The 20,107-nt window shown below is 60.5% G+C and carries 17 protein-coding genes; 16 read left to right on the plus strand and 1 reads right to left on the minus strand.

Annotated elements, in window-relative coordinates; translation table 11 throughout:
- The first annotated feature begins 40 nt into the window (after positions 1-40).
- The 8 genes from dnaE to ispD all read left to right on the plus strand — a co-directional run bounded on the left by dnaE (position 41) and on the right by ispD (position 11,460).
- The gene (gene dnaE, locus ACZ5BO_RS07320; protein WP_025127651.1) at positions 41-3,562 is read left to right on the plus strand and encodes a DNA polymerase III subunit alpha; all 3,522 of its coding nucleotides are present in this window, start codon (positions 41-43) and stop codon (positions 3,560-3,562) included.
- A gap of 139 nt (positions 3,563-3,701) precedes the next feature.
- Positions 3,702-4,649: an acetyl-CoA carboxylase carboxyltransferase subunit alpha gene (locus ACZ5BO_RS07325; RefSeq protein WP_025127652.1), complete on the plus strand. Its 948-nt coding sequence runs from the start codon at positions 3,702-3,704 to the stop codon at positions 4,647-4,649.
- A 137-nt stretch (positions 4,650-4,786) separates the two neighbouring features.
- Entirely contained in the window at positions 4,787-6,103 is a 1,317-nt protein-coding gene (tilS, locus tag ACZ5BO_RS07330; RefSeq protein ID WP_464698989.1) for a tRNA lysidine(34) synthetase TilS, read from the plus strand.
- Positions 6,104-6,377: 274 nt separating this feature from the next.
- Positions 6,378-8,009: a CTP synthase gene (locus ACZ5BO_RS07335; protein ID WP_025127654.1), complete on the plus strand. Its 1,632-nt coding sequence runs from the start codon at positions 6,378-6,380 to the stop codon at positions 8,007-8,009.
- A 5-nt stretch (positions 8,010-8,014) separates the two neighbouring features.
- On the plus strand, positions 8,015-8,860 hold the full coding sequence (gene kdsA / locus ACZ5BO_RS07340; RefSeq protein WP_025127655.1) for a 3-deoxy-8-phosphooctulonate synthase: 846 nt from the start codon (positions 8,015-8,017) through the stop codon (positions 8,858-8,860).
- Between the two features lie 155 nt (positions 8,861-9,015).
- Positions 9,016-10,305 (plus strand): phosphopyruvate hydratase, encoded by a 1,290-nt coding sequence (gene eno, locus ACZ5BO_RS07345; protein WP_025127656.1) that lies wholly within the window; start codon positions 9,016-9,018, stop codon positions 10,303-10,305.
- Between the two features lie 172 nt (positions 10,306-10,477).
- Entirely contained in the window at positions 10,478-10,756 is a 279-nt protein-coding gene (gene ftsB, locus ACZ5BO_RS07350; protein WP_011059544.1) for a cell division protein FtsB, read from the plus strand.
- Positions 10,753-11,460 (plus strand): 2-C-methyl-D-erythritol 4-phosphate cytidylyltransferase, encoded by a 708-nt coding sequence (ispD, locus tag ACZ5BO_RS07355; protein WP_025127657.1) that lies wholly within the window; start codon positions 10,753-10,755, stop codon positions 11,458-11,460. Before ftsB ends, ispD begins: the two co-directional genes overlap by 4 nt.
- A gap of 113 nt (positions 11,461-11,573) precedes the next feature.
- Here the strand turns inward: ispD and ACZ5BO_RS07360 are convergent, their stop codons facing one another.
- Entirely contained in the window at positions 11,574-12,473 is a 900-nt protein-coding gene (locus tag ACZ5BO_RS07360) for a LysR substrate-binding domain-containing protein (protein WP_025127658.1), read from the minus strand.
- Positions 12,474-12,577: 104 nt separating this feature from the next.
- Here ACZ5BO_RS07360 and ACZ5BO_RS07365 point away from each other — a divergent pair, with 104 nt between their 5' ends.
- The 8 genes from ACZ5BO_RS07365 to rpoS all read left to right on the plus strand — a co-directional run bounded on the left by ACZ5BO_RS07365 (position 12,578) and on the right by rpoS (position 19,806).
- Positions 12,578-13,690 (plus strand): S-(hydroxymethyl)glutathione dehydrogenase/class III alcohol dehydrogenase, encoded by a 1,113-nt coding sequence (locus ACZ5BO_RS07365; RefSeq protein WP_025127659.1) that lies wholly within the window; start codon positions 12,578-12,580, stop codon positions 13,688-13,690.
- Positions 13,691-13,779: 89 nt separating this feature from the next.
- Positions 13,780-14,625: an S-formylglutathione hydrolase gene (gene fghA, locus ACZ5BO_RS07370; RefSeq protein WP_025127660.1), complete on the plus strand. Its 846-nt coding sequence runs from the start codon at positions 13,780-13,782 to the stop codon at positions 14,623-14,625.
- A gap of 52 nt (positions 14,626-14,677) precedes the next feature.
- The gene (gene ispF / locus ACZ5BO_RS07375) at positions 14,678-15,151 is read left to right on the plus strand and encodes a 2-C-methyl-D-erythritol 2,4-cyclodiphosphate synthase (RefSeq protein WP_025127661.1); all 474 of its coding nucleotides are present in this window, start codon (positions 14,678-14,680) and stop codon (positions 15,149-15,151) included.
- A complete protein-coding gene (truD, locus tag ACZ5BO_RS07380) occupies positions 15,148-16,206 on the plus strand; it encodes a tRNA pseudouridine(13) synthase TruD (RefSeq protein WP_464698994.1) in 1,059 nt (352 codons plus the stop codon). The genes ispF and truD overlap by 4 nt, the downstream gene beginning before the upstream one ends.
- Positions 16,194-16,943 carry a 5'/3'-nucleotidase SurE gene (surE, locus tag ACZ5BO_RS07385; protein ID WP_025127663.1) on the plus strand — a complete coding sequence of 250 codons (750 nt, stop codon included), beginning with the start codon at positions 16,194-16,196 and terminating at the stop codon, positions 16,941-16,943. Before truD ends, surE begins: the two co-directional genes overlap by 13 nt.
- Before the next feature lie 41 nt (positions 16,944-16,984).
- Positions 16,985-17,620 (plus strand): protein-L-isoaspartate(D-aspartate) O-methyltransferase, encoded by a 636-nt coding sequence (locus tag ACZ5BO_RS07390; protein ID WP_177330254.1) that lies wholly within the window; start codon positions 16,985-16,987, stop codon positions 17,618-17,620.
- Positions 17,621-17,831: 211 nt separating this feature from the next.
- Entirely contained in the window at positions 17,832-18,692 is an 861-nt protein-coding gene (locus ACZ5BO_RS07395; protein WP_464698996.1) for a peptidoglycan DD-metalloendopeptidase family protein, read from the plus strand.
- 106 nt (positions 18,693-18,798) lie between these two features.
- A complete protein-coding gene (rpoS, locus tag ACZ5BO_RS07400) occupies positions 18,799-19,806 on the plus strand; it encodes an RNA polymerase sigma factor RpoS (RefSeq protein ID WP_016964675.1) in 1,008 nt (335 codons plus the stop codon).
- Positions 19,807-20,107: the final 301 nt, after the last annotated feature.

Here is a 20,107-nt window from a genome sequence, read left to right on the forward strand (position 1 = left end):
ATCCGGGCCTTGTTGTTTTCGCGCTTTCTACAGGATCACTATGTCGGCTTCTTTCGTTCACCTGCGCCTGCACACGGAATACTCTCTGGTCGACGGTCTGGTGCGGATCAAGCCGCTGGTCAAGGCCCTCACCGGCATGGGCATGCCGGCGGTGGCCGTCACCGACCAGAACAACATGTGTTCCCTGGTCAAGTTCTACAAGAACAGCATGGGCGCAGGGATCAAGCCGATCTGCGGCGCCGACCTGTGGCTGTCGAACAAGGACCCGGACAACCCCCTGAGCCGCATCAGCCTGCTGGCAATGAACGCAGTGGGCTATCGCAACCTCACCGAGCTGATTTCCCGCGGCTTCATCGATGGCCAGCGCAACGGCCAGATCATCATCGAGCGCGAGTGGGTGGCCGAGGCCGCAGAAGGCCTGATCATGCTTTCGGCGGCCAAGGAAGGTGAGATCGGCATGGCCCTGATCGCTGGCGATCTCGAGGTTGCCGAGACCCTGGCGCGCGAGTGGATGGCGGTGTTTCCAGATCGCTTCTACCTGGAAGTACAGCGCACCAACCGGCCCAACGATGAAGAGCAGTTGCACGCCGCCGTGGCTCTGGCCGACAAGATCGGTGCGCCCCTGGTGGCCACCAACGATGTGCGCTTCATCAAGCAGGAAGACTTCGAGGCCCACGAAACCCGCGTTTGCATCGGCGAAGGCCGGGCCCTCGACGACCCACGACGTTCGAAGAACTACAGCGATCAGCAGTATCTGAAAAGCGCCGAGGAAATGGCCGAGCTGTTCAGCGATCTGCCCGAAGCCCTGGAAAACACGGTCGAGATTGCCAAGCGCTGCAACATCGAGGTCAAGCTGGGCAAGCACTTCCTGCCCAACTTCCCGATTCCCGATGGCATGACTATCGACGAGTATTTCCGCAAGGTGTCGTTTGACGGCCTGGAAGAACGCCTTGAGGTGTTGCTGCCCAAGGACACCACCGAAGACTACGATGCCAAGCGTCAGGTTTATGTCGATCGGCTGAATTTCGAGCTGGATATCATCATCCAGATGGGCTTCCCCGGTTACTTCCTGATCGTTATGGACTTTATCCAGTGGGCCAAGAACAACGGTGTGCCGGTAGGTCCCGGCCGTGGATCGGGTGCCGGATCGCTGGTGGCCTATGTGCAAAAGATCACCGACCTCGACCCCCTGGAATACGACCTGCTGTTCGAACGATTCCTTAACCCGGAACGGGTTTCCATGCCCGACTTCGACGTCGACTTCTGCATGGACGGTCGTGACCGGGTCATCGACTACGTGGCCGAGAAGTACGGCCGCAACGCGGTCAGCCAGATCATCACTTTCGGTTCCATGGCGGCCAAGGCGGTGGTACGGGACGTGGCTCGGGTCCAGGGCAAGTCCTACGGCCTGGCTGACCGCTTGTCGAAGATGATCCCCTTCGAAGTCGGCATGACCCTGGAAAAAGCCTATGAGCAGGAAGAGATCCTGCGCGACTTCATCAAGGTCGATGAAGAGGCGGCGGAAATCTGGGAGATGGCGCGCAAGCTCGAAGGCGTGGTGCGTAACGTCGGCAAACACGCCGGTGGCGTGGTGATCGCGCCGACCAAGCTCACCGACTTCTCGCCGATCTATTGCGATGAAGAGGGTGACGGCCTGGTTACCCAGTTCGACAAGGACGACGTCGAGGCCGCCGGCCTGGTGAAGTTCGACTTCCTCGGCCTGCGGACCCTGACCATCATCGACTGGGCCCTGAAGACCATCAACCGCGACCGTGCCAAGGCCGGTGAACAAGCGCTGGATATCGCCTTCATCCCGCTGGACGACAAGCCGACCTACAACCTGCTGCAGAAAGCCGAAACCACGGCGGTGTTCCAGCTTGAATCCCGCGGCATGAAGGAGCTGATCAAGAAGCTCAAGCCCGACTGCCTGGAAGACTTGATCGCACTGGTGGCCCTGTTCCGTCCGGGCCCGCTGCAATCGGGCATGGTGGATGACTTCATCAACCGCAAGCACGGCCGCGCCGAACTGGCCTATCCGCACTCGGACTACCAGTACGAAGGCCTCAAGCCTGTATTGGCGCCGACCTACGGCATCATCCTGTATCAGGAACAGGTGATGCAGATTGCCCAGGTCATGGCCGGTTACACCCTCGGTGGTGCGGACATGCTGCGTCGCGCCATGGGTAAGAAAAAACCCGAGGAAATGGCCAAGCAGCGTGGTGGCTTCATCGAAGGCTGCGTGGGCAACAATATCGACCCGGACCTGGCGGGCAACATTTTCGACCTGGTGGAAAAATTCGCCGGTTATGGCTTCAACAAATCCCACTCCGCCGCTTACGGCCTGGTGTCCTACCAGACTGCCTGGCTGAAGGCGCATTACCCGGCGCCGTTCATGGCGGCGGTACTGTCCGCGGATATGCACAACACCGACAAGGTCGTGACCTTGATCGAGGAAGTGCGGACCATGAAGCTGCGCCTCGATGCACCGGACGTGAACGCTTCCGAGTTCAAGTTCACGGTGAACGAAGAGGGCCGGATCATTTATGGCCTGGGTGCGATCAAGGGGGTGGGCGAGGGGCCGGTCGAGGCCATTACCGAGGCGCGTCAGGAGGGGCCCTTCAAGGACCTGTTTGATTTCTGTGCCCGGGTGGATCTCAAGCGCATCAACAAGCGTACCCTCGACGGGTTGATCCGCAGTGGTGCCCTGGACCGTCTCGGTCCGTATTTCCATGATGAGCCCAAGGCCTACCAGGCCAATATCGACCGCAACCGCGCGGTGTTACTGGCGGCCATGGAAGAGGCGATCAAGGCGGCCGAACAGACTGCGCGCACCCACGACAGTGGGCACGCCGACCTGTTTGGCGGCTTGTTCGTGGAAGAGGATGCAGATGTCTACGCCAGCCATCGCAAAGCCAAGGAACTGACCCTCAAGGAACGTCTGAAGGGCGAAAAAGATACCCTGGGGCTGTACCTCACCGGACACCCGATTGATGAATACGAAGGTGAGATCCGCCGTTTCGCCCGTCAGCGCATCATTGACCTGAAGCCGGCACGGGATACCCAGACGGTGGCCGGCATGATCATCGCCCTGCGGGTGATGAAGAACAAAAAGGGCGACAAGATGGGCTTTATCACCCTCGACGATCGCTCGGGGCGGATTGAAGCGTCGCTGTTTGCCGATGCTTTCCACTCGGCGCAACCGCTGTTGCAGACCGACGCAATGGTGGTGGTCGAGGGGGAAGTCAGTAACGACGACTTCTCCGGCGGCCTGCGCCTGCGGGTCAAGCGGGTGATGAGCATGGAGGATGCGCGAACCAACCTGGCGGAAAGCCTGCGCCTGAAAGTCCACAGCGATGCCCTGAAGGGCGATCAGCTACGCTGGCTGGGTGAATTGTTCAAGCGCCACCGCGGCGCCTGCCCGATCACCATGGAATACACCCGCGAAGACGCCAAGGCCGTGCTGCAGTTTGGCGAAAACTGGCGGATCGACCCGGCAGACGCCTTGATTCAAGCCCTGCGTGACCAGTTCGGGCGAGACAACGTCTTCCTCCAATACCGTTGACGCTGAGGTGCCATCATTGCGCCTCATCGCCACATGAATTTTTAATCTCGACCTCAACGCGCCCGTCCCTTAAGGTAGGGCGCGAATAGACAACCGGCCGGCCCCAGTTCCCTTGGATGTCGACCCCAGACGGACGCCTATGAACCCGAATTTTCTTGATTTCGAACAGCCGATCGCCGACCTGCAAGCCAAGATCGAAGAGTTGCGCTTGGTCGGTAATGACAATTCGCTGAATATCGGCGATGAGATTTCCCGCCTGCAGGACAAGAGCAACACCCTGACCGAAGACATCTTCGGCAAGCTCACCAGCTGGCAGATCGCACGTCTGGCGCGTCACCCGCGTCGTCCGTACACCCTGGACTACATCCAGCACATCTTCACCGAGTTCGACGAGCTGCATGGCGATCGCCACTTCTCCGACGACGCCGCGATCGTGGGCGGCATTGCTCGCCTGGACGACCAGCCGGTGATGATCATCGGCCACCAGAAGGGCCGTGAAGTGCGCGAGAAGGTACGCCGCAACTTCGGCATGCCGCGTCCGGAAGGCTATCGCAAGGCTTGCCGCCTGATGGAAATGGCCGAGCGTTTCAAGATGCCGATCCTGACCTTCATCGACACCCCGGGCGCCTACCCGGGCATCGACGCCGAAGAGCGCAACCAGAGTGAAGCCATTGCCTGGAACCTGCGGGTCATGGCACGCCTGAAGACTCCGATCATCGCCACCGTTATCGGTGAAGGTGGTTCCGGCGGCGCATTGGCCATCGGCGTCTGTGACCAGTTGAACATGCTGCAGTACTCCACCTATGCGGTGATCTCGCCGGAAGGCTGTGCCTCGATCCTGTGGAAAACTTCGGAGAAGGCACCTGATGCAGCCGAAGCCATGGGCATTACCGCCGAGCGCCTGAAAGGCCTGGGGATTGTCGACAAGGTGATTGGCGAGCCATTGGGCGGCGCCCACCGCGACCCGGCCGCTGCTGCGGCATCGATCCGTGCCGAGCTCACTTCCCAACTGGCAATGCTCAAGGAAATGGATAACGACACCTTGCTGGCCCGTCGTTATGACCGCCTGATGAGCTACGGTCTCTGATCGACCGAGGTTCTCTCGGGTAGGAGCAAGCCAGTTCGCGAAACGGACGCCGTCGATCGACTCGATCACGGCGTTCTTGGTTTCCACCGGCCAGTGCAATGCCGCTCCCGGCTGTTCCTACAGGTCTTGATCGATTGATGAATGCTCTTTGCGCCAAACTGCTGCAACGCCTGGCGCCCTGGCGTGAAGCCTCGGCCTGGCATGTCGCTTTCTCCGGCGGGCTTGATTCCACTGTCTTGCTGCATCTGCTGGCCGAGCTGGCGCGCCATCACCCCCTTCCGCTGTTGTCGGCTGTGCATGTCCATCACGGGCTGCAAACGGCGGCTGACGCCTGGCCCAAGCATTGTCAGGCGATCTGTGATGCCTTGGGCGTACCTTTGCGGGTCATTCATGTTCAGGTGCCAGCCGGGGCGAGCCTCGAGCAAGCGGCCCGGGAGGCGCGCTACAGCGCCTTCGAGCAAGTGATCGCGGCCAATGAGGTGCTGCTGACAGCGCAGCACCGGGATGACCAGGCGGAAACCCTGCTGTTTCGCCTGTTGCGCGGTGCCGGAGTCCGGGGGCTGTCGGCCATGCCGGAAAGCCGGGCGTTGGGGGACGGGACTCTGTTGCGGCCGTTGCTTGGGGTGTCGCGTGCCGATCTTGAACGCTATGCCGAGGAGCAGCGGCTGAGTTGGGTCGAGGATCCGAGCAATGCCGATCATCACTACTCGCGCAATTACTTGCGGCACAAGGTCATGCCCTCGCTGATTGCGCGCTGGCCCCAGGCACTGGCCAGCATGAGCCGCAGTGCTGCGCACCTGGCGCAAGCCCAGGGTTTGCTCGATGAACTGGCTGAACTGGATTTGGCGGCAGCCGGGGAGGGCGCGCAATTCTCTTGGCTGGGGTTGCCCTCGCTGGCACTGGGGCCTTTGCAGTCATTGTCACCGGCGCGGCAGCGCAATGCCTTGAGTCATTGGCTGAACGGCTTTGGCCGCTTGCCGGACACCGATCATTGGGCCGGCTGGGACAGCTTGCGGGATGCCGGAGTCGAAGCTCGGCCCATCTGGCGTTTGGCTGATGGCGAGTTGCATCGTGGCGGCGGACGGATCTGGTGGCTGTCCGGTACCTGGTTGCAGCCGATCGGCGGTGAAATTGAATGGCTCGACCCGGCGAGCCCATTGTCGTTGCCAGGCAATGGCCAGGTTGTTTTCAAGGGCACGCCGCCGCATGGGCCGCTGCGCATTCGCTACCGCCAGGGCGGGGAAGTCCTGCTGGTGGCAGGGCGTGGCCACCGCGATCTGAAGCGTGTGCTGAACGAAACCGGGCTGCCGGGATTTGCCCGTGGCAGATTGCCGCTGCTGTATCAGGAGGAGCGGCTGCTGGGCCTGGCGAACCTGGCGGTGCCCGGCGCAAACCCTCAGGCGGACTGGCAATTGCACTGGCTGCCACCGACCAGCGATCAAGGTTTGAGCTGAAAGGGGCTTTCCGGTAGACTACGCTCCCTTCTTGATACAACTTCTGTGGATTCGCCTGAATTGCAGGAGTTGCCGATTACCAAGCAGTCTTTGCTGGGCGATTCCAAAAAATGTGTAGCGAGCAACCTACCGGTGTTTTTGCATCCGGTCTGTCACCACGCGGCGGTTTTTTTGAAAGGTGCACTGTGATTAATGCAGGTGATCGGGGGCTTCGGCCTTCCTTCGCTTTCCCCGGCGGCACTGACCGCTTTAACGCAGACTTCTAGGGTTTTTCATGACGCGCTACATATTCGTCACGGGCGGTGTTGTTTCTTCATTGGGGAAAGGCATTGCCTCGGCTTCATTGGCGGCCATCCTGGAGGCGCGGGGACTTAAGGTCACCATGCTCAAGCTGGACCCGTACATCAACGTCGACCCGGGCACCATGAGCCCGTTCCAGCACGGTGAAGTGTTCGTCACCCACGACGGCGCCGAGACCGACCTGGACCTGGGCCACTACGAGCGGTTCATCCGCACGACCATGACCCAGAACAACAACTTCACCACCGGCCGCGTGTACGAGCACGTGCTGCGCAAGGAGCGCCGTGGTGATTACCTGGGCGCCACCATCCAGGTGATTCCGCACATCACCGACGAAATCAAACGTCGCATCATCAAGGGTGCCGGCGATGCCGACGTGGCCCTGGTGGAAATCGGCGGCACCGTGGGCGACATCGAGTCGCAACCGTTCCTCGAAGCCATCCGCCAGCTGCGGGTCGAAGTCGGCTCCAAGCGCGCGATGCTGATGCACCTGACCCTGGTTCCGTACATCGCCACTGCGGGCGAGACCAAGACCAAGCCGACCCAGCACTCGGTAAAAGAGCTGCGTTCGATCGGCCTGCAGCCGGACGTGCTGATCTGCCGCTCCGACCATCCGGTGGATGTGTCCTCGCGCCGCAAGATCGCTCTGTTCACCAACGTTGAAGAGCGTGCGGTGATCTCCCTGGAAGACGTCGACACCATCTACAAGATTCCTGCCGTGCTGCACGCCCAGGGCCTGGACGATTTCGTCGTCGAGCGTTTCGGCCTGCAGTGCAATGGTGCCGACCTGTCCGAGTGGGAAAAAGTGGTCGACGCCAAGCTCAACCCAGAGCACGAAGTCACCATCGCCATGGTCGGCAAGTACATGGAGCTGCTGGACGCCTACAAGTCGCTGATCGAAGCGATGAGTCACGCCGGCATCACCAACCGGACCAAGGTCAACCTGCGCTACATCGATTCCGAAGACATCGAGAACCAGGGCACCGCGCTGCTGGACGGCGTCGACGCGATCCTGGTTCCGGGCGGCTTCGGTCTGCGCGGCGTGGAAGGCAAGATCACCGCGGTGCAGTACGCCCGTGAAAACAAGGTGCCGTACCTGGGGATCTGCCTGGGCATGCAAGTGGCGGTCATCGAGTTCGCTCGTAACGTCATGGGCTGGAAAGACGCCAACTCCACCGAGTTCGACCGTGCCAGCGGCCACCCAGTGGTGGGCCTGATCACCGAGTGGGAAGATGCCACCGGTGCGGTTGAAACCCGTACCGAAGCCTCCGACCTGGGCGGCACCATGCGCCTGGGCGCTCAGGACTGCCTGCTGGAGCCTGGCTCCAAGGTGCACGACTGCTACGCCAAGGACGTGATCATCGAGCGTCACCGTCACCGTTACGAAGTGAACAACAAGTTGCTGCCACAGCTGATCGATGCCGGCCTGAAGATTTCCGGTCGCTCCGGCGATGGCGCCCTGGTTGAAGTGGTCGAGGCTCCGGATCATCCATGGTTCGTCGCTTGCCAGTTCCACCCCGAGTTCACCTCGACGCCACGTGACGGTCACCCTCTGTTCAGCGGTTTCGTCAAGGCAGCATTGGCTCAACACCAGAAGAAGGCTTGAACCTGATGGCGCAGAAGATCATCCGCGTAGGCAGCATCGAGATCGCCAACGACAAGCCGATGGTGCTGTTCGGTGGCATGAACGTGCTGGAAAGCCGCGACATGGCGATGCAGGTCTGTGAAGAGTACGTACGGGTGACCGAGAAGCTCGGCATCCCCTACGTATTCAAGGCCAGCTTCGACAAGGCCAACCGTTCGTCGGTGACCTCTTACCGTGGCCCGGGCCTGGAAGAGGGCATGCGGATTTTCGAGGACGTGAAGCAGGCCTTTGGCGTGCCGATCATCACCGACGTCCACGAGCCGGCCCAGGCCGCCGTGGTCGCCGAAGTCTGCGACATCATCCAGCTGCCGGCCTTCCTGTCGCGGCAGACCGACCTGGTGGTGGCCATGGCCAAGACCGGTGCGGTGATCAACATCAAGAAAGCCCAGTTCCTCGCGCCCCAGGAAATGAAACACATCCTGAGCAAGTGCGAAGAGGCGGGCAACGATCAGTTGATCCTCTGCGAGCGTGGTTCCAGCTTCGGTTACAACAACCTGGTGGTGGACATGCTCGGCTTCGGCATCATGAAGCAGTTCGAGTACCCGGTGTTCTTCGACGTCACCCACGCCCTGCAGATGCCGGGCGGTCGCTCCGATTCGGCCGGTGGTCGCCGGGCCCAGGTCACCGACCTGGCCAAGGCCGGCATGAGCCAGTCCCTGGCTGGCCTGTTCCTGGAAGCCCATCCGGATCCGGACAACGCCAAATGCGACGGTCCTTGCGCCCTGCGCCTGGACAAGCTCGAGCCGTTCCTGGCCCAGCTCAAGGCCCTGGACGAACTGGTCAAGAGTTTTCCGACGGTAGAGACCGCGTAAAACCGATTTCTCCGGTAAAGTACCGCACGATTATTGCTCAGGCCCCCGGGCCTGAGCCTTATCGTCTGCAAGTCTGCCCGCTTTCCCCGCCTTGCCGACGGTAAAAGATTTCCTACAGCTGCGTCGTTTTCGTCAACTTTGGAGTGTTTACAACAATGGCAAAAATCGTCGACATCAAAGGTCGTGAAGTTCTCGACTCCCGTGGCAACCCCACTGTCGAAGCGGACGTGCTTCTCGACAACGGCATCATCGGCAGTGCCTGCGCACCGTCCGGTGCCTCCACCGGCTCCCGTGAAGCGCTGGAGCTGCGTGATGGCGACAAGACCCGCTACCTGGGCAAGGGCGTGCTCAAGGCGGTAGCCAACATCAACGGTCCGATCCGCGACCTGTTGCTGGGTAAAGACCCGATCGACCAGAAGGCGCTGGATCAGGCCATGATCAAGCTGGACGGCACCGAGAACAAAGCGACTCTGGGCGCCAACGCGATCCTCGCCGTATCCCTGGCCGCGGCCAAGGCTGCCGCCCAGGATCAGGACCTGCCGCTGTACGCCCACATCGCCAACCTCAACGGTACCCCGGGCGTCTACTCGATGCCGGTACCGATGATGAACATCATCAACGGTGGCGAACACGCTGATAACAACGTCGACATCCAGGAATTCATGGTGCAGCCGGTTGGCGCCAAGTCCTTCTCCGAAGGCCTGCGCATGGGCACCGAGATTTTCCATCACCTCAAGGCTGTGCTGAAGGCCCGTGGCCTGAACACCGCCGTGGGTGACGAAGGTGGTTTCGCGCCGAACCTGGCTTCCAACGAAGATGCCCTGAAAGTCATCTCCGAAGCCGTGGCCAACGCCGGTTACACCCTGGGCACCGACGTGACCCTGGCCCTGGACTGCGCCGCCAGCGAATTCTATGAAGATGGCAAGTACAACCTGTCCGGCGAAGGCCAGGTGTTCACCGCCGAAGGTTTCGCCGAGTACCTCAAAGGCCTGACTCAGCGCTACCCGATCATCTCCATCGAAGATGGCCTGGACGAGTCCGACTGGGCCGGCTGGAAGATCCTCACCGACAAGATCGGCGAGAAGGTGCAACTGGTGGGTGACGACCTGTTCGTGACCAACACCAAGATCTTGAAAGAAGGCATCGACAAGAAGATCGCCAACTCGATCCTGATCAAGTTCAACCAGATCGGCACCCTGACCGAAACCCTGGAAGCCATCCAGATGGCCAAGGCTGCCGGCTACACCGCAGTGATCTCCCACCGTTCCGGTGAAACCGAAGATTCGACCATCGCCGACCTGGCCGTGGGCACCTCGGCTGGCCAGATCAAGACCGGTTCCCTGTGCCGTTCCGACCGCGTATCCAAGTACAACCAATTGCTGCGTATCGAAGAGCAATTGAACGGCAAGGCCAAGTACAACGGTCGCAGCGAGTTTCGCGGCTGAGCAGTAGATGGTAAAAAGACAACGGATTGTGTCGGGAAAGTCGCAAAAGCGGGTTTTTTACCACTAATCTGATGCCTTAAGAGCACAAGCCTGGTTCTTCCAGGCTTCGTGCTATCAGTAGGTTCGAAGTTGTTGGCATGGCTGTCTTTTTTCACTGGATACCCGATATTCGATGCGCAGTCCCAATTGGTTGTTCCTGGTCTTGCTCTTGCTGCTGGCTGGCTTGCAGTACCGCCTGTGGGTGGGGAACGGCAGCTTGGCGCAGGTGGCCGACCTGACTCAGCAGATTGCTGACCAGCACGCTGAAAACGAGCGTCTGCTGGAGCGTAATCGCGTACTCGATGCGGAAGTCATGGAGCTGAAGAAAGGCATGGAGACCGTTGAAGAACGGGCTCGCCATGAGTTGGGCATGGTCAAGGAGGGTGAAACCCTCTACCAGTTGGCCCAATGAGTAACGCGCTACCGGCCTTCTGGGCCGTGATTCCTGCCGCGGGCATCGGTGCCCGCATGGCCGCGGACCGTCCCAAGCAGTACCTGCAACTGGGCGGACGCACTATTCTCGAACACAGCCTTGGCTGTTTCCTTGATCACCCAGGCCTCAAGGGGCTGGTGGTCAGCCTCGCAGTTGATGATCCCTACTGGCCAACCCTGCCCAGTGCCCATGACACGCGAATCCAGCGGGTCGAAGGCGGCGCGGAGCGTTCCGGCTCGGTGCTCAATGCCTTGCTGCATTTGCATGCGGCGGGCGCCGGGGATGAAGACTGGGTGCTGGTCCATGATGCCGCGCGACCCAATCTGTCCCGTGATGACCTGGACAGGCTCCTGGGTGAGCTGGCGCACGATCCTGTCGGAGGGCTGCTGGCGGTTCCTGCCCGCGACACCCTCAAACGGGTGGACAAACATGGACGGGTGCTGGAAACCGTGGATCGCAGCCTGATCTGGCAGGCCTATACGCCGCAGATGTTTCGCCTGGGAGCCCTGCATCGTGCCTTGGCCGACAGCCTGGTGGCCGATGTTTCTATCACTGACGAAGCTTCGGCGATGGAGTGGGCCGGGCTGGCGCCACGATTGATCGAAGGGCGGTCCGACAACCTCAAGGTCACTCGTCCCGAGGATCTGGAGTGGCTGCGCCAGCGTTGGTCCAATCGCCGCTGAGTCCGCTCCTGCGTCCGCCAACCTTTCTGTAGCCACTGCCGTGGCCTTGGTGCGGGTGCGATCGAGCGAAAACAGCACCGACTTTTCCACCGATCAAGCGGCCTTTCAGCAGCCTACACGTCCTGGTATTCCGGACGCTGGGCCAGGCCCTGCCTGAGATAGTCCACCAGCTTGCGCACCTTGGGAGACAGGTGGCGCTGTTGCGGGTACAGCGCCCAGACCGCGGTGTTGGGCGGCTGGTGGGCTTCCAGCAGGGAAATCAGCGTGCCGTTCTGCAAATGTTCCAGTACGTAGTAATCCGGCAACTGGCACAAACCCACCCCCTGCAACGCTGCATCCAGTACGGCTTGCCCGCTGTTGCAGCGCCAGTTGCCCTGGACCCGCTGCGAGAACTCGCGTCCATCCTGTTCCAGTTGCCAGATGTCCGAACTGCCGATCAGGCAGTTGTGGCGGCTCAGCTCCGAGAGACTGTGGGGGCGCCCGTAGCGCTCCAGATAGGACGGCGAAGCGCATAGGTACATGCGCCGCGGCGCGAGGCGGGTGGCCACCAGGCGCGAGTCCTGCAGCCGCCCGAGGCGAATGGCCAGGTCGAGGCCTTCGTGCACCAGGTCCAATGGCCGGTTGCTCAGCTCGATGTCTACCCGCAATTGCGGGTACAGCCCCATGAATCGAGTCACCAGTGGCACGATGAAGCGCTCGCCGTAGGCCACGGCGCAGGTCATGCGCAGCATGCCCTTGGGTTCGCTGGTCAGATCGCCCACGGCCCGCAGCGCCTCATCGCGACCATCCTGCAGGCGTTGGCAATGCTGGAGAAAGGTTTGCCCGGCTTCGGTCAGGGTGACCCGGCGGGTGCTGCGATACAGCAGGCGGGTCTGCAAACGTTCCTCAAGGCGCGCCACCTGGCGGCTGATATGGGACGAGGACACGCCCAGGCGCTCGGCGGCAGCGGTGAACTGGCAGCATTCGGCGACCGCGACAAACTCGTCGATGCCTTCCCAGCGGTTTTCACTCATTGATTATCCCTGTGTGGCAATAATGTTTTGCTTTCGCCTGGATTATTCATCGCGCGGCGCTGATTTACACTCACTGTCTCGTTTTTATTCACTGGAGAGTCAGGATGATCAAGTCACGTGCTGCCGTAGCCTTCGAGGCCAAGAAGCCCCTGGAAATCGTCGAAGTGGATGTCGCCATGCCCAAGGCCGGCGAAGTCCTGCTGCGGGTCGTCGCTTCCGGTGTCTGCCACACCGACGCCTATACCCTCTCGGGTGCGGATCCGGAAGGCATCTTCCCGTCAATCCTCGGCCATGAAGGTGGCGCGGTGGTGGAGGCGGTGGGCGAGGGCGTGACTTCCGTGGCGGTGGGCGACCACGTGATCCCGCTGTACACCCCGGAGTGCGGCCAGTGCAAATTCTGTCTGTCGGGCAAGACCAACCTCTGCCAGGCCATTCGTGCTACCCAGGGCAAGGGCCTGATGCCTGACGGCACCTCGCGCTTTTCCTACAAGGGCCAGCCGATTTTCCACTACATGGGCACCTCGACCTTTTCCGAGTACACCGTGCTGCCGGAAATCTCCGTGGCCAAGATCCCCAAGGAAGCGCCGCTGGAGAAGGTCTGCCTGCTGGGGTGCGGTGTAACCACCGGCATCGGTGCGGTGATCAACACGGCCAAGGTCAAGGCCGGTGACACTGTCGCCATCTTCGGCCTGGGCGGGATCGGCCTGTCGGCGGTGATCGGCGCGGTCAAGGCCAAGGCCGGGCGCATCATCGCCATCGACATCAACCCGGCCAAGTTCGAGATCGCCAAGCAACTGGGCGCCACCGATTGCGTCAACCCGAAGGACTTCGATCGTCCGATCCAGGAAGTCATCGTCGACATGACCGACGGCGGGGTCGACTTCTCCTTTGAGTGCATCGGCAATGTGCAATTGATGCGCGCGGCACTGGAGTGCTGCCACAAGGGCTGGGGCGAGTCGGTGATCATCGGCGTCGCCGGTGCTGGCCAGGAAATCGCCACCCGCCCGTTCCAGCTGGTGACCGGCCGCGTATGGCGCGGCTCGGCATTCGGCGGCGTGCGTGGCCGCAGCGAGCTGCCTAGCTACGTGGAAATGGCCCAGAGCGGCGAGATTCCCCTGGATACCTTCATTACCCACACCATGGGCCTGGAAGACATCAACAAGGCATTCGACCTGATGCACGAAGGCAAGAGCATTCGTACCGTCATCCATTTCTAAATAGCAGCGGCAAGCGTTGAGCCTCAAGCGACAAGAGGGGGATCCCCACTTGCAGCTTGAGGCCTGAAGTTTGCGGCTTGAGGTCTGCCATGACTCTGGAAAACCTTTCCTGCCAGAAAAGCTTCGGCGGCTGGCACAAGCGCTACAAGCATCATTCCCAGGTGCTGGGCTGTGACATGGTGTTCGCCGTGTACCTGCCGCCCCAGGCCGAGCAAGGTGGCAAGCTGCCGGTGCTGTACTGGCTGTCCGGCCTGACCTGCACCGACGAGAACTTCATGCAGAAGGCCGGCGCCCAGCGCATGGCCGCCGAGCTCGGGTTGATTATCGTGGCCCCGGACACCAGCCCGCGCGGTGCCGGTGTTCCGGGTGATCCCGATGGGGCCTGGGACTTTGGCCTGGGTGCAGGGTTCTATCTGAATGCCACCCAGGAACCATGGGCTCAGCACTATCGCATGCACGACTATGTGGTCAGTGAGTTGCCGGCGTTGGTGGAGGCGCACTTCCCGGCCTCGCAGAAGCGCGGCATCAGTGGCCACTCCATGGGCGGGCACGGGGCGCTGGTCTGCGCGCTGCGTAATCCGGGTCGTTATCAGTCGGTGTCGGCTTTTGCTCCCATTAGCAATCCGATGGATTGTCCCTGGGGGCAAAAGGCGTTTTCCCGCTACCTGGGAGAGGAGCGCTCGCGCTGGCGCGAATGGGATGCCAGTGTGCTGATTGCCGAGGCCAGTGAGAAACTGCCATTGCTGGTGGACCAGGGCGATCGCGATGATTTCCTGGCCACTCAACTCAAGCCCGAAACCCTGCAGCAGGCGGCGAAGAATGCCGGTCATGAACTGACCTTGCGGCTGCAACCCGGTTATGACCACAGCTACTTCTTCATCGCCAGTTTCATTGACGACCACCTGCAGCATCATGGGCGTGCTCTAAACGCCTAATGCCGGCCAAAGCAGGTAGAATCACGCCCTGACTTTTTCGGGGCGTTTTTTTATGCGTATTGGCCACGGCTACGATGTGCACCGTTTCGCTGAAGGCGACTTCATCACTTTGGGTGGTGTGCGTATCGCCCATCATCTTGGCCTGCTGGCCCATTCCGATGGCGACGTGCTGTTGCACGCGCTCAGTGATGCCCTGCTCGGCGCCGCCGCGCTGGGGGATATCGGCAAGCATTTTCCAGACACCGATCCGCAGTTCAAGGGCGCTGACAGTCGCGTCCTGCTGCGTCATGTTGTCGCGCTGATTCACGCCAAGGGCTGGAAGATCGGCAATGTCGACAACACCATTGTTGCCCAGGCGCCGAAGATGGCTCCCCATATTGAAACGATGCGCGCCTTGATCGCCGCGGATCTGCAAGTTGAGTTGGATCAAGTGAACGTGAAGGCTACCACCACCGAAAAGCTTGGTTTCGTCGGCCGTGAGGAAGGCATTGCAGTGCATTCCGTAGCCTTGTTGCTGCGCTCATGAACGAACTGCAACTCTTGGGCCCGCGGGCCTATGGCAACGCATTGGGCAGCGCCGTACTCAAGGCCACTGCCGAAGATTTCCAGGTCGATGAGGTGCTCGACATCCCGCTGAGCGGTGAGGGCGAGCATTTGTGGTTATGGGTGGAAAAGCGCGGCTTGAACACCGAGGAGGCGGCGCGTCGAATCGCCAAGGCCGCGGGAGTGCCGCTGCGCACGGTCAGTTACGCCGGGCTCAAGGATCGACAGGCGCTGACTCGCCAATGGTTCAGTGTGCAACTCCCTGGCAAGGCCGATCCGGATCTTGGCGCTGCGGAAAATGACACCCTGAAAATCCTCAAGGCCACCCGCCACAAGCGCAAGTTGCAGCGCGGCGCCCATGCGGCCAATGGCTTTACCCTGCGTTTGACAGAGCTCAAGGCGGACCCGGCGGCGCTTGACCAGCGCCTGAAGCTGATTGCCCAGCAGGGAATCCCCAACTATTTCGGTGCCCAGCGTTTCGGCCATAACGGCGGCAATCTCGTGGATGCCCGTGATTGGGCGGCGCGGCAAGCACTGCCGGAGCAGCGCAATGTGCGTTCGCGGCTGTTGTCCACGGCCCGCAGCTACCTGTTCAACCAAGTGCTGGCGGCACGAGTGGCCGAGGGCAGTTGGCAGCAGGCCCAGGTGGGCGACCTGCTGGCGTTTACCGACAGTCGCAGTTTCTTCATGGCCGGGGAGGCCGAATGTTCGGACCCGCGCCTGGCGATCCTCGATCTGCACCCGACCGGCCCGCTGTGGGGCGAAGGCCCCTCTCCAGCGAGTGGTAAGGCCCACGAGCTCGAGCAGCAGCTCGGCCTGCGCGAGGCGGCACTCTGTGATTGGCTGATAAAAGCCGGCATGGGTCACGAACGACGCATCCTGCGGCTGCCCATTGGCGGTTTGACGTGGCATTATCCCGTGCCTGATATTCTGCAACTGGAATTCGTCCTGCCGGCCGGATGTTTCGCCACCGCCTTGGTGCGTGAACTCGTCGATCTGGTGCCGGTGGGGCAGACGGACAGCTCATGCGTATTCTGATTTCTAACGATGATGGGGTAACTGCACCCGGTATCGCTGCGCTGCATGCTGCGCTGGCGGATTATGCCGAGTGTGTGGTTATCGCACCGGATCAAGACAAAAGCGGCGCCAGCAGCTCGCTGACGCTCGACCGTCCGTTACATCCGCAGACCCTCGGCAACGGTTTCATCAGCCTCAATGGCACACCGACCGACTGTGTGCACCTGGGGCTCAACGGCCTGCTGGAGCTCGAACCGGACATGGTGGTGTCGGGCATCAACCTGGGGGCCAACCTCGGTGATGACGTGCTGTACTCCGGGACTGTCGCCGCAGCGCTGGAAGGGCGCTTCCTGCAGCGCCCGGCCATGGCTTTTTCACTGGTGTCGCGGCAGGTGGAAAACCTTGCGACCGCCGCTTATTTCGCGCGCAAGCTGGTGCAGGCGCAGGGCTTGCTGGATTTGCCACCACGGACGGTGTTGAACGTGAATATTCCCAACTTGCCGCTTGATCATATCCGCGGTATCCAATTGACCCGCCTGGGTCATCGCGCCCGTGCTGCGGCTCCGGTTAAGGTCGTCGACCCCCGGGGCAAGTCGGGTTACTGGATAGCTGCCGCCGGCGACGCCGAGGATGGTGGTCCGGGTACCGACTTCCATGCCGTCATGCAAGGTTACGTGTCCATCACCCCACTGCAGCTGGATCGCACCTTCAATGAGGCGTTCAGGAGCCTGGATGGCTGGCTGGAGGGGCTCAACTGATGGCTCGCGAACAAGATGATCTGTTGCGCCGGGGGATCGGCATGACCTCCCAGCGCACCCGTGAGCGCCTGATTCAGCGCCTGTATGACGAGGGCTTGTCCAACCCGCAGGTCCTGGAGGTCATTCGGCGCACGCCGCGGCACCTGTTCGTCGATGAAGCACTGGCCCATCGTGCCTATGAAGACACGGCGCTGCCCATCGGCCACAACCAGACCATTTCCCAGCCCTATATGGTGGCGCGCATGAGCGAGCTGCTGCTGGCGGCCGGCCCGCTGGACAAGGTGCTGGAGATCGGCACCGGTTCCGGCTACCAGACGGCAGTCCTGTCGCAACTGGTGGAGCGAGTGTTTTCGGTGGAGCGGATCAAGGTCCTGCAGGATCGAGCCAAGGAGCGCCTGCAGGAGTTGAACCTGCGCAATGTGGTCTTCCGTTGGGGCGATGGCTGGGAAGGCTGGCCGGCACTGGCGCCCTACAACGGCATTATCGTCACCGCCGTGGCCACGGATATCCCTCAGGCCTTGCTCGATCAACTGGCCCCTGGCGGGCGCCTGGTGATTCCGGTAGGGGCCGGGGAAGTACAGCAACTGATGCTGATCGTTCGTGAAGAACACGGCTTTGCCCGGCATGTGCTGGGAGCGGTGCGTTTTGTGCCCCTGCTTAATGGGCCGCTGGCCTGAGCATTTATCGAGCCTGGGTGAATTCTGTCTGTTTGGCTGTGTCTTAGTGGCGTATTGATCGTCAATGAGTGGAGCGCCGATCAGTAGCACCCACTTGCAACGGTCCCTAGCGCTTTGCCAGCGGTAAAGCCTCGGCGTGCAGTTATACTGGCGTTACTTCATGCCTTTGCCAGGCAATCTATATCGTCAACCACCACAAAGGGAGCGGCGGGTGAGTCTCACAGTCATTGCGCAGCGTATGGGTATATCAAGCTTTCAGCGACTGATGATTGGCCTTGTCTTGAGTTCCTTGTTGGTCGGTTGCTCCAGCACCAAGTCCAGCAGCGTGGGCGTGGTTGAGCGCAGCCATACTGCAGCGCCGCAACGGCCAACGGTGACCACCGGACAATATGTCGTACGTCGCGGCGATACGCTGTTTTCCATTGCCTTCCGCTATGGCTGGGACTACAAGGCGCTGGCGGCTCGCAACAACATTGCCGAGCCTTACACCATTCATCCGGGGCAGACCATCCGCTTTGATGGGCGTACGGGTGCGGCGCCGACCACCGTAGTGACCAGCACCCAGTCCGGGGCTTCGTCTTCCAGCAAGACCACGGTTATTCGTCGCCCGGCGGGCACTGCAACGGCCCCAGTTGCAGGTGCTGCAACGACTCCGGTGAACAAGCCGGCTCCCACTCCGGTCACGCCTGCAGGCCCTGCTCCGACGGGCTGGGGCTGGCCTTCCAGCGGTGTTCTGATTGGAAAATTTTCTTCAAACGGTAGTTTGAATAAAGGCATTGATATCGCCGGGGATTTGGGACAGCCTGTTTTAGCTGCGTCTGATGGGACGGTGGTTTACGCCGGGAGTGGCTTAAGGGGCTACGGCGAATTAGTCATCATCAAACACAACGAAACCTACGTCAGTGCTTACGGCCACAACCGCAAGCTATTGGTTCGGGAGGGACAGCAGGTCAAAGTCGGACAGACAATTGCCGAGATGGGATCAACTGGTACAGACCGGGTGAAACTGCACTTTGAGATTCGCCGACAAGGTAAACCTGTAGATCCGCTGCAATTCCTGCCACGTCGTTGATCCGTTACCAGCCTGTTCCGCTCACGTAGAGGGAACAGGCTCCAGCGTTGCCAGGGATAAAGGCGCCGCTTGAGCCTGAGGTCGAACTCACCAAAGGACTATAACAATGGCTCTCAGTAAAGAAGTGCCGGAGTTTGACATCGACGATGAGGTTCTCCTTATGGAGAGCAGCATCGATATGGATTCGATGTCGAATAATGAGGGGGCAACTCCACCTTCCGTTCGCGCCAAATCCAAAAGCTCCGCTTCACTCAAGCAACACAAGTACATTGATTACACGCGTGCACTTGATGCGACGCAGTTGTATCTCAATGAAATCGGCTTCTCTCCATTGCTCTCTCCCGAAGAGGAAGTGCACTTTGCGCGTTTATCGCAGAGTGGCGACCCGGCAGGGCGCAAGCGCATGATTGAAAGCAACTTGCGACTGGTGGTGAAAATCGCCCGACGCTATGTCAATCGTGGTTTGTCGCTGCTGGACCTGATCGAAGAGGGGAACCTCGGGCTGATCCGAGCGGTGGAGAAATTCGACCCTGAACGCGGCTTCCGATTCTCGACCTATGCCACCTGGTGGATTCGTCAGACCATCGAGCGCGCGATCATGAATCAGACCCGGACCATCCGGTTGCCGATTCATGTGGTCAAGGAGCTCAACGTCTACTTGCGCGCAGCTCGTGAGTTGACGCAAAAACTCGATCATGAACCCTCTCCCGAAGAAATCGCCAACCTGCTGGAGAAGCCGGTGGCCGAAGTCAAACGCATGCTCGGCTTGAACGAGCGGGTTTCTTCGGTTGATGTCTCGCTGGGACCGGATTCCGACAAGACCTTGTTGGACACCCTGACCGACGACCGTCCTACGGATCCCTGTGAACTGTTGCAGGACGATGACCTCTCGCAAAGCATCGATCAATGGCTTTCCGAGTTGACCGAGAAGCAGCGCGAAGTGGTGGTGCGCCGCTTTGGTCTGCGCGGGCACGAGAGCAGCACCCTTGAAGATGTTGGCCTGGAGATCGGCTTGACCCGTGAGCGGGTTAGGCAGATTCAGGTTGAGGGGCTCAAGCGACTGCGGGAGATCCTTGAAAAGAATGGGCTGTCCAGCGAGTCGCTGTTTCAGTAGCCATTCTTGTTGATCCATAAGAGCCCCGATCCAGTCGGGGCTTTTTATTGCCCGCTGGTTTTGTTTCAAAGTTCTCTAGTTCTGATAGGGGCTGGGATTATTCTTAACTGACGTGTAAGCCAAAGATTACTTTTCTGTAGGTGTTCGTTTCGCGACTGCTTCTTACTTGTCTAGTTTGGCCTAGGACATTTTTTATATTATTGATTTATAAGGATTTATTAATTCTGTAATGCTGAGTTCGACAAAGTTTCCTACGAATAGTGCGATTGCTCTTACCAGGGAACTCTTTAATATCAGCCCT

It is taken from the genome of Pseudomonas sp. FFPRI_1, assembly GCF_055384485.1.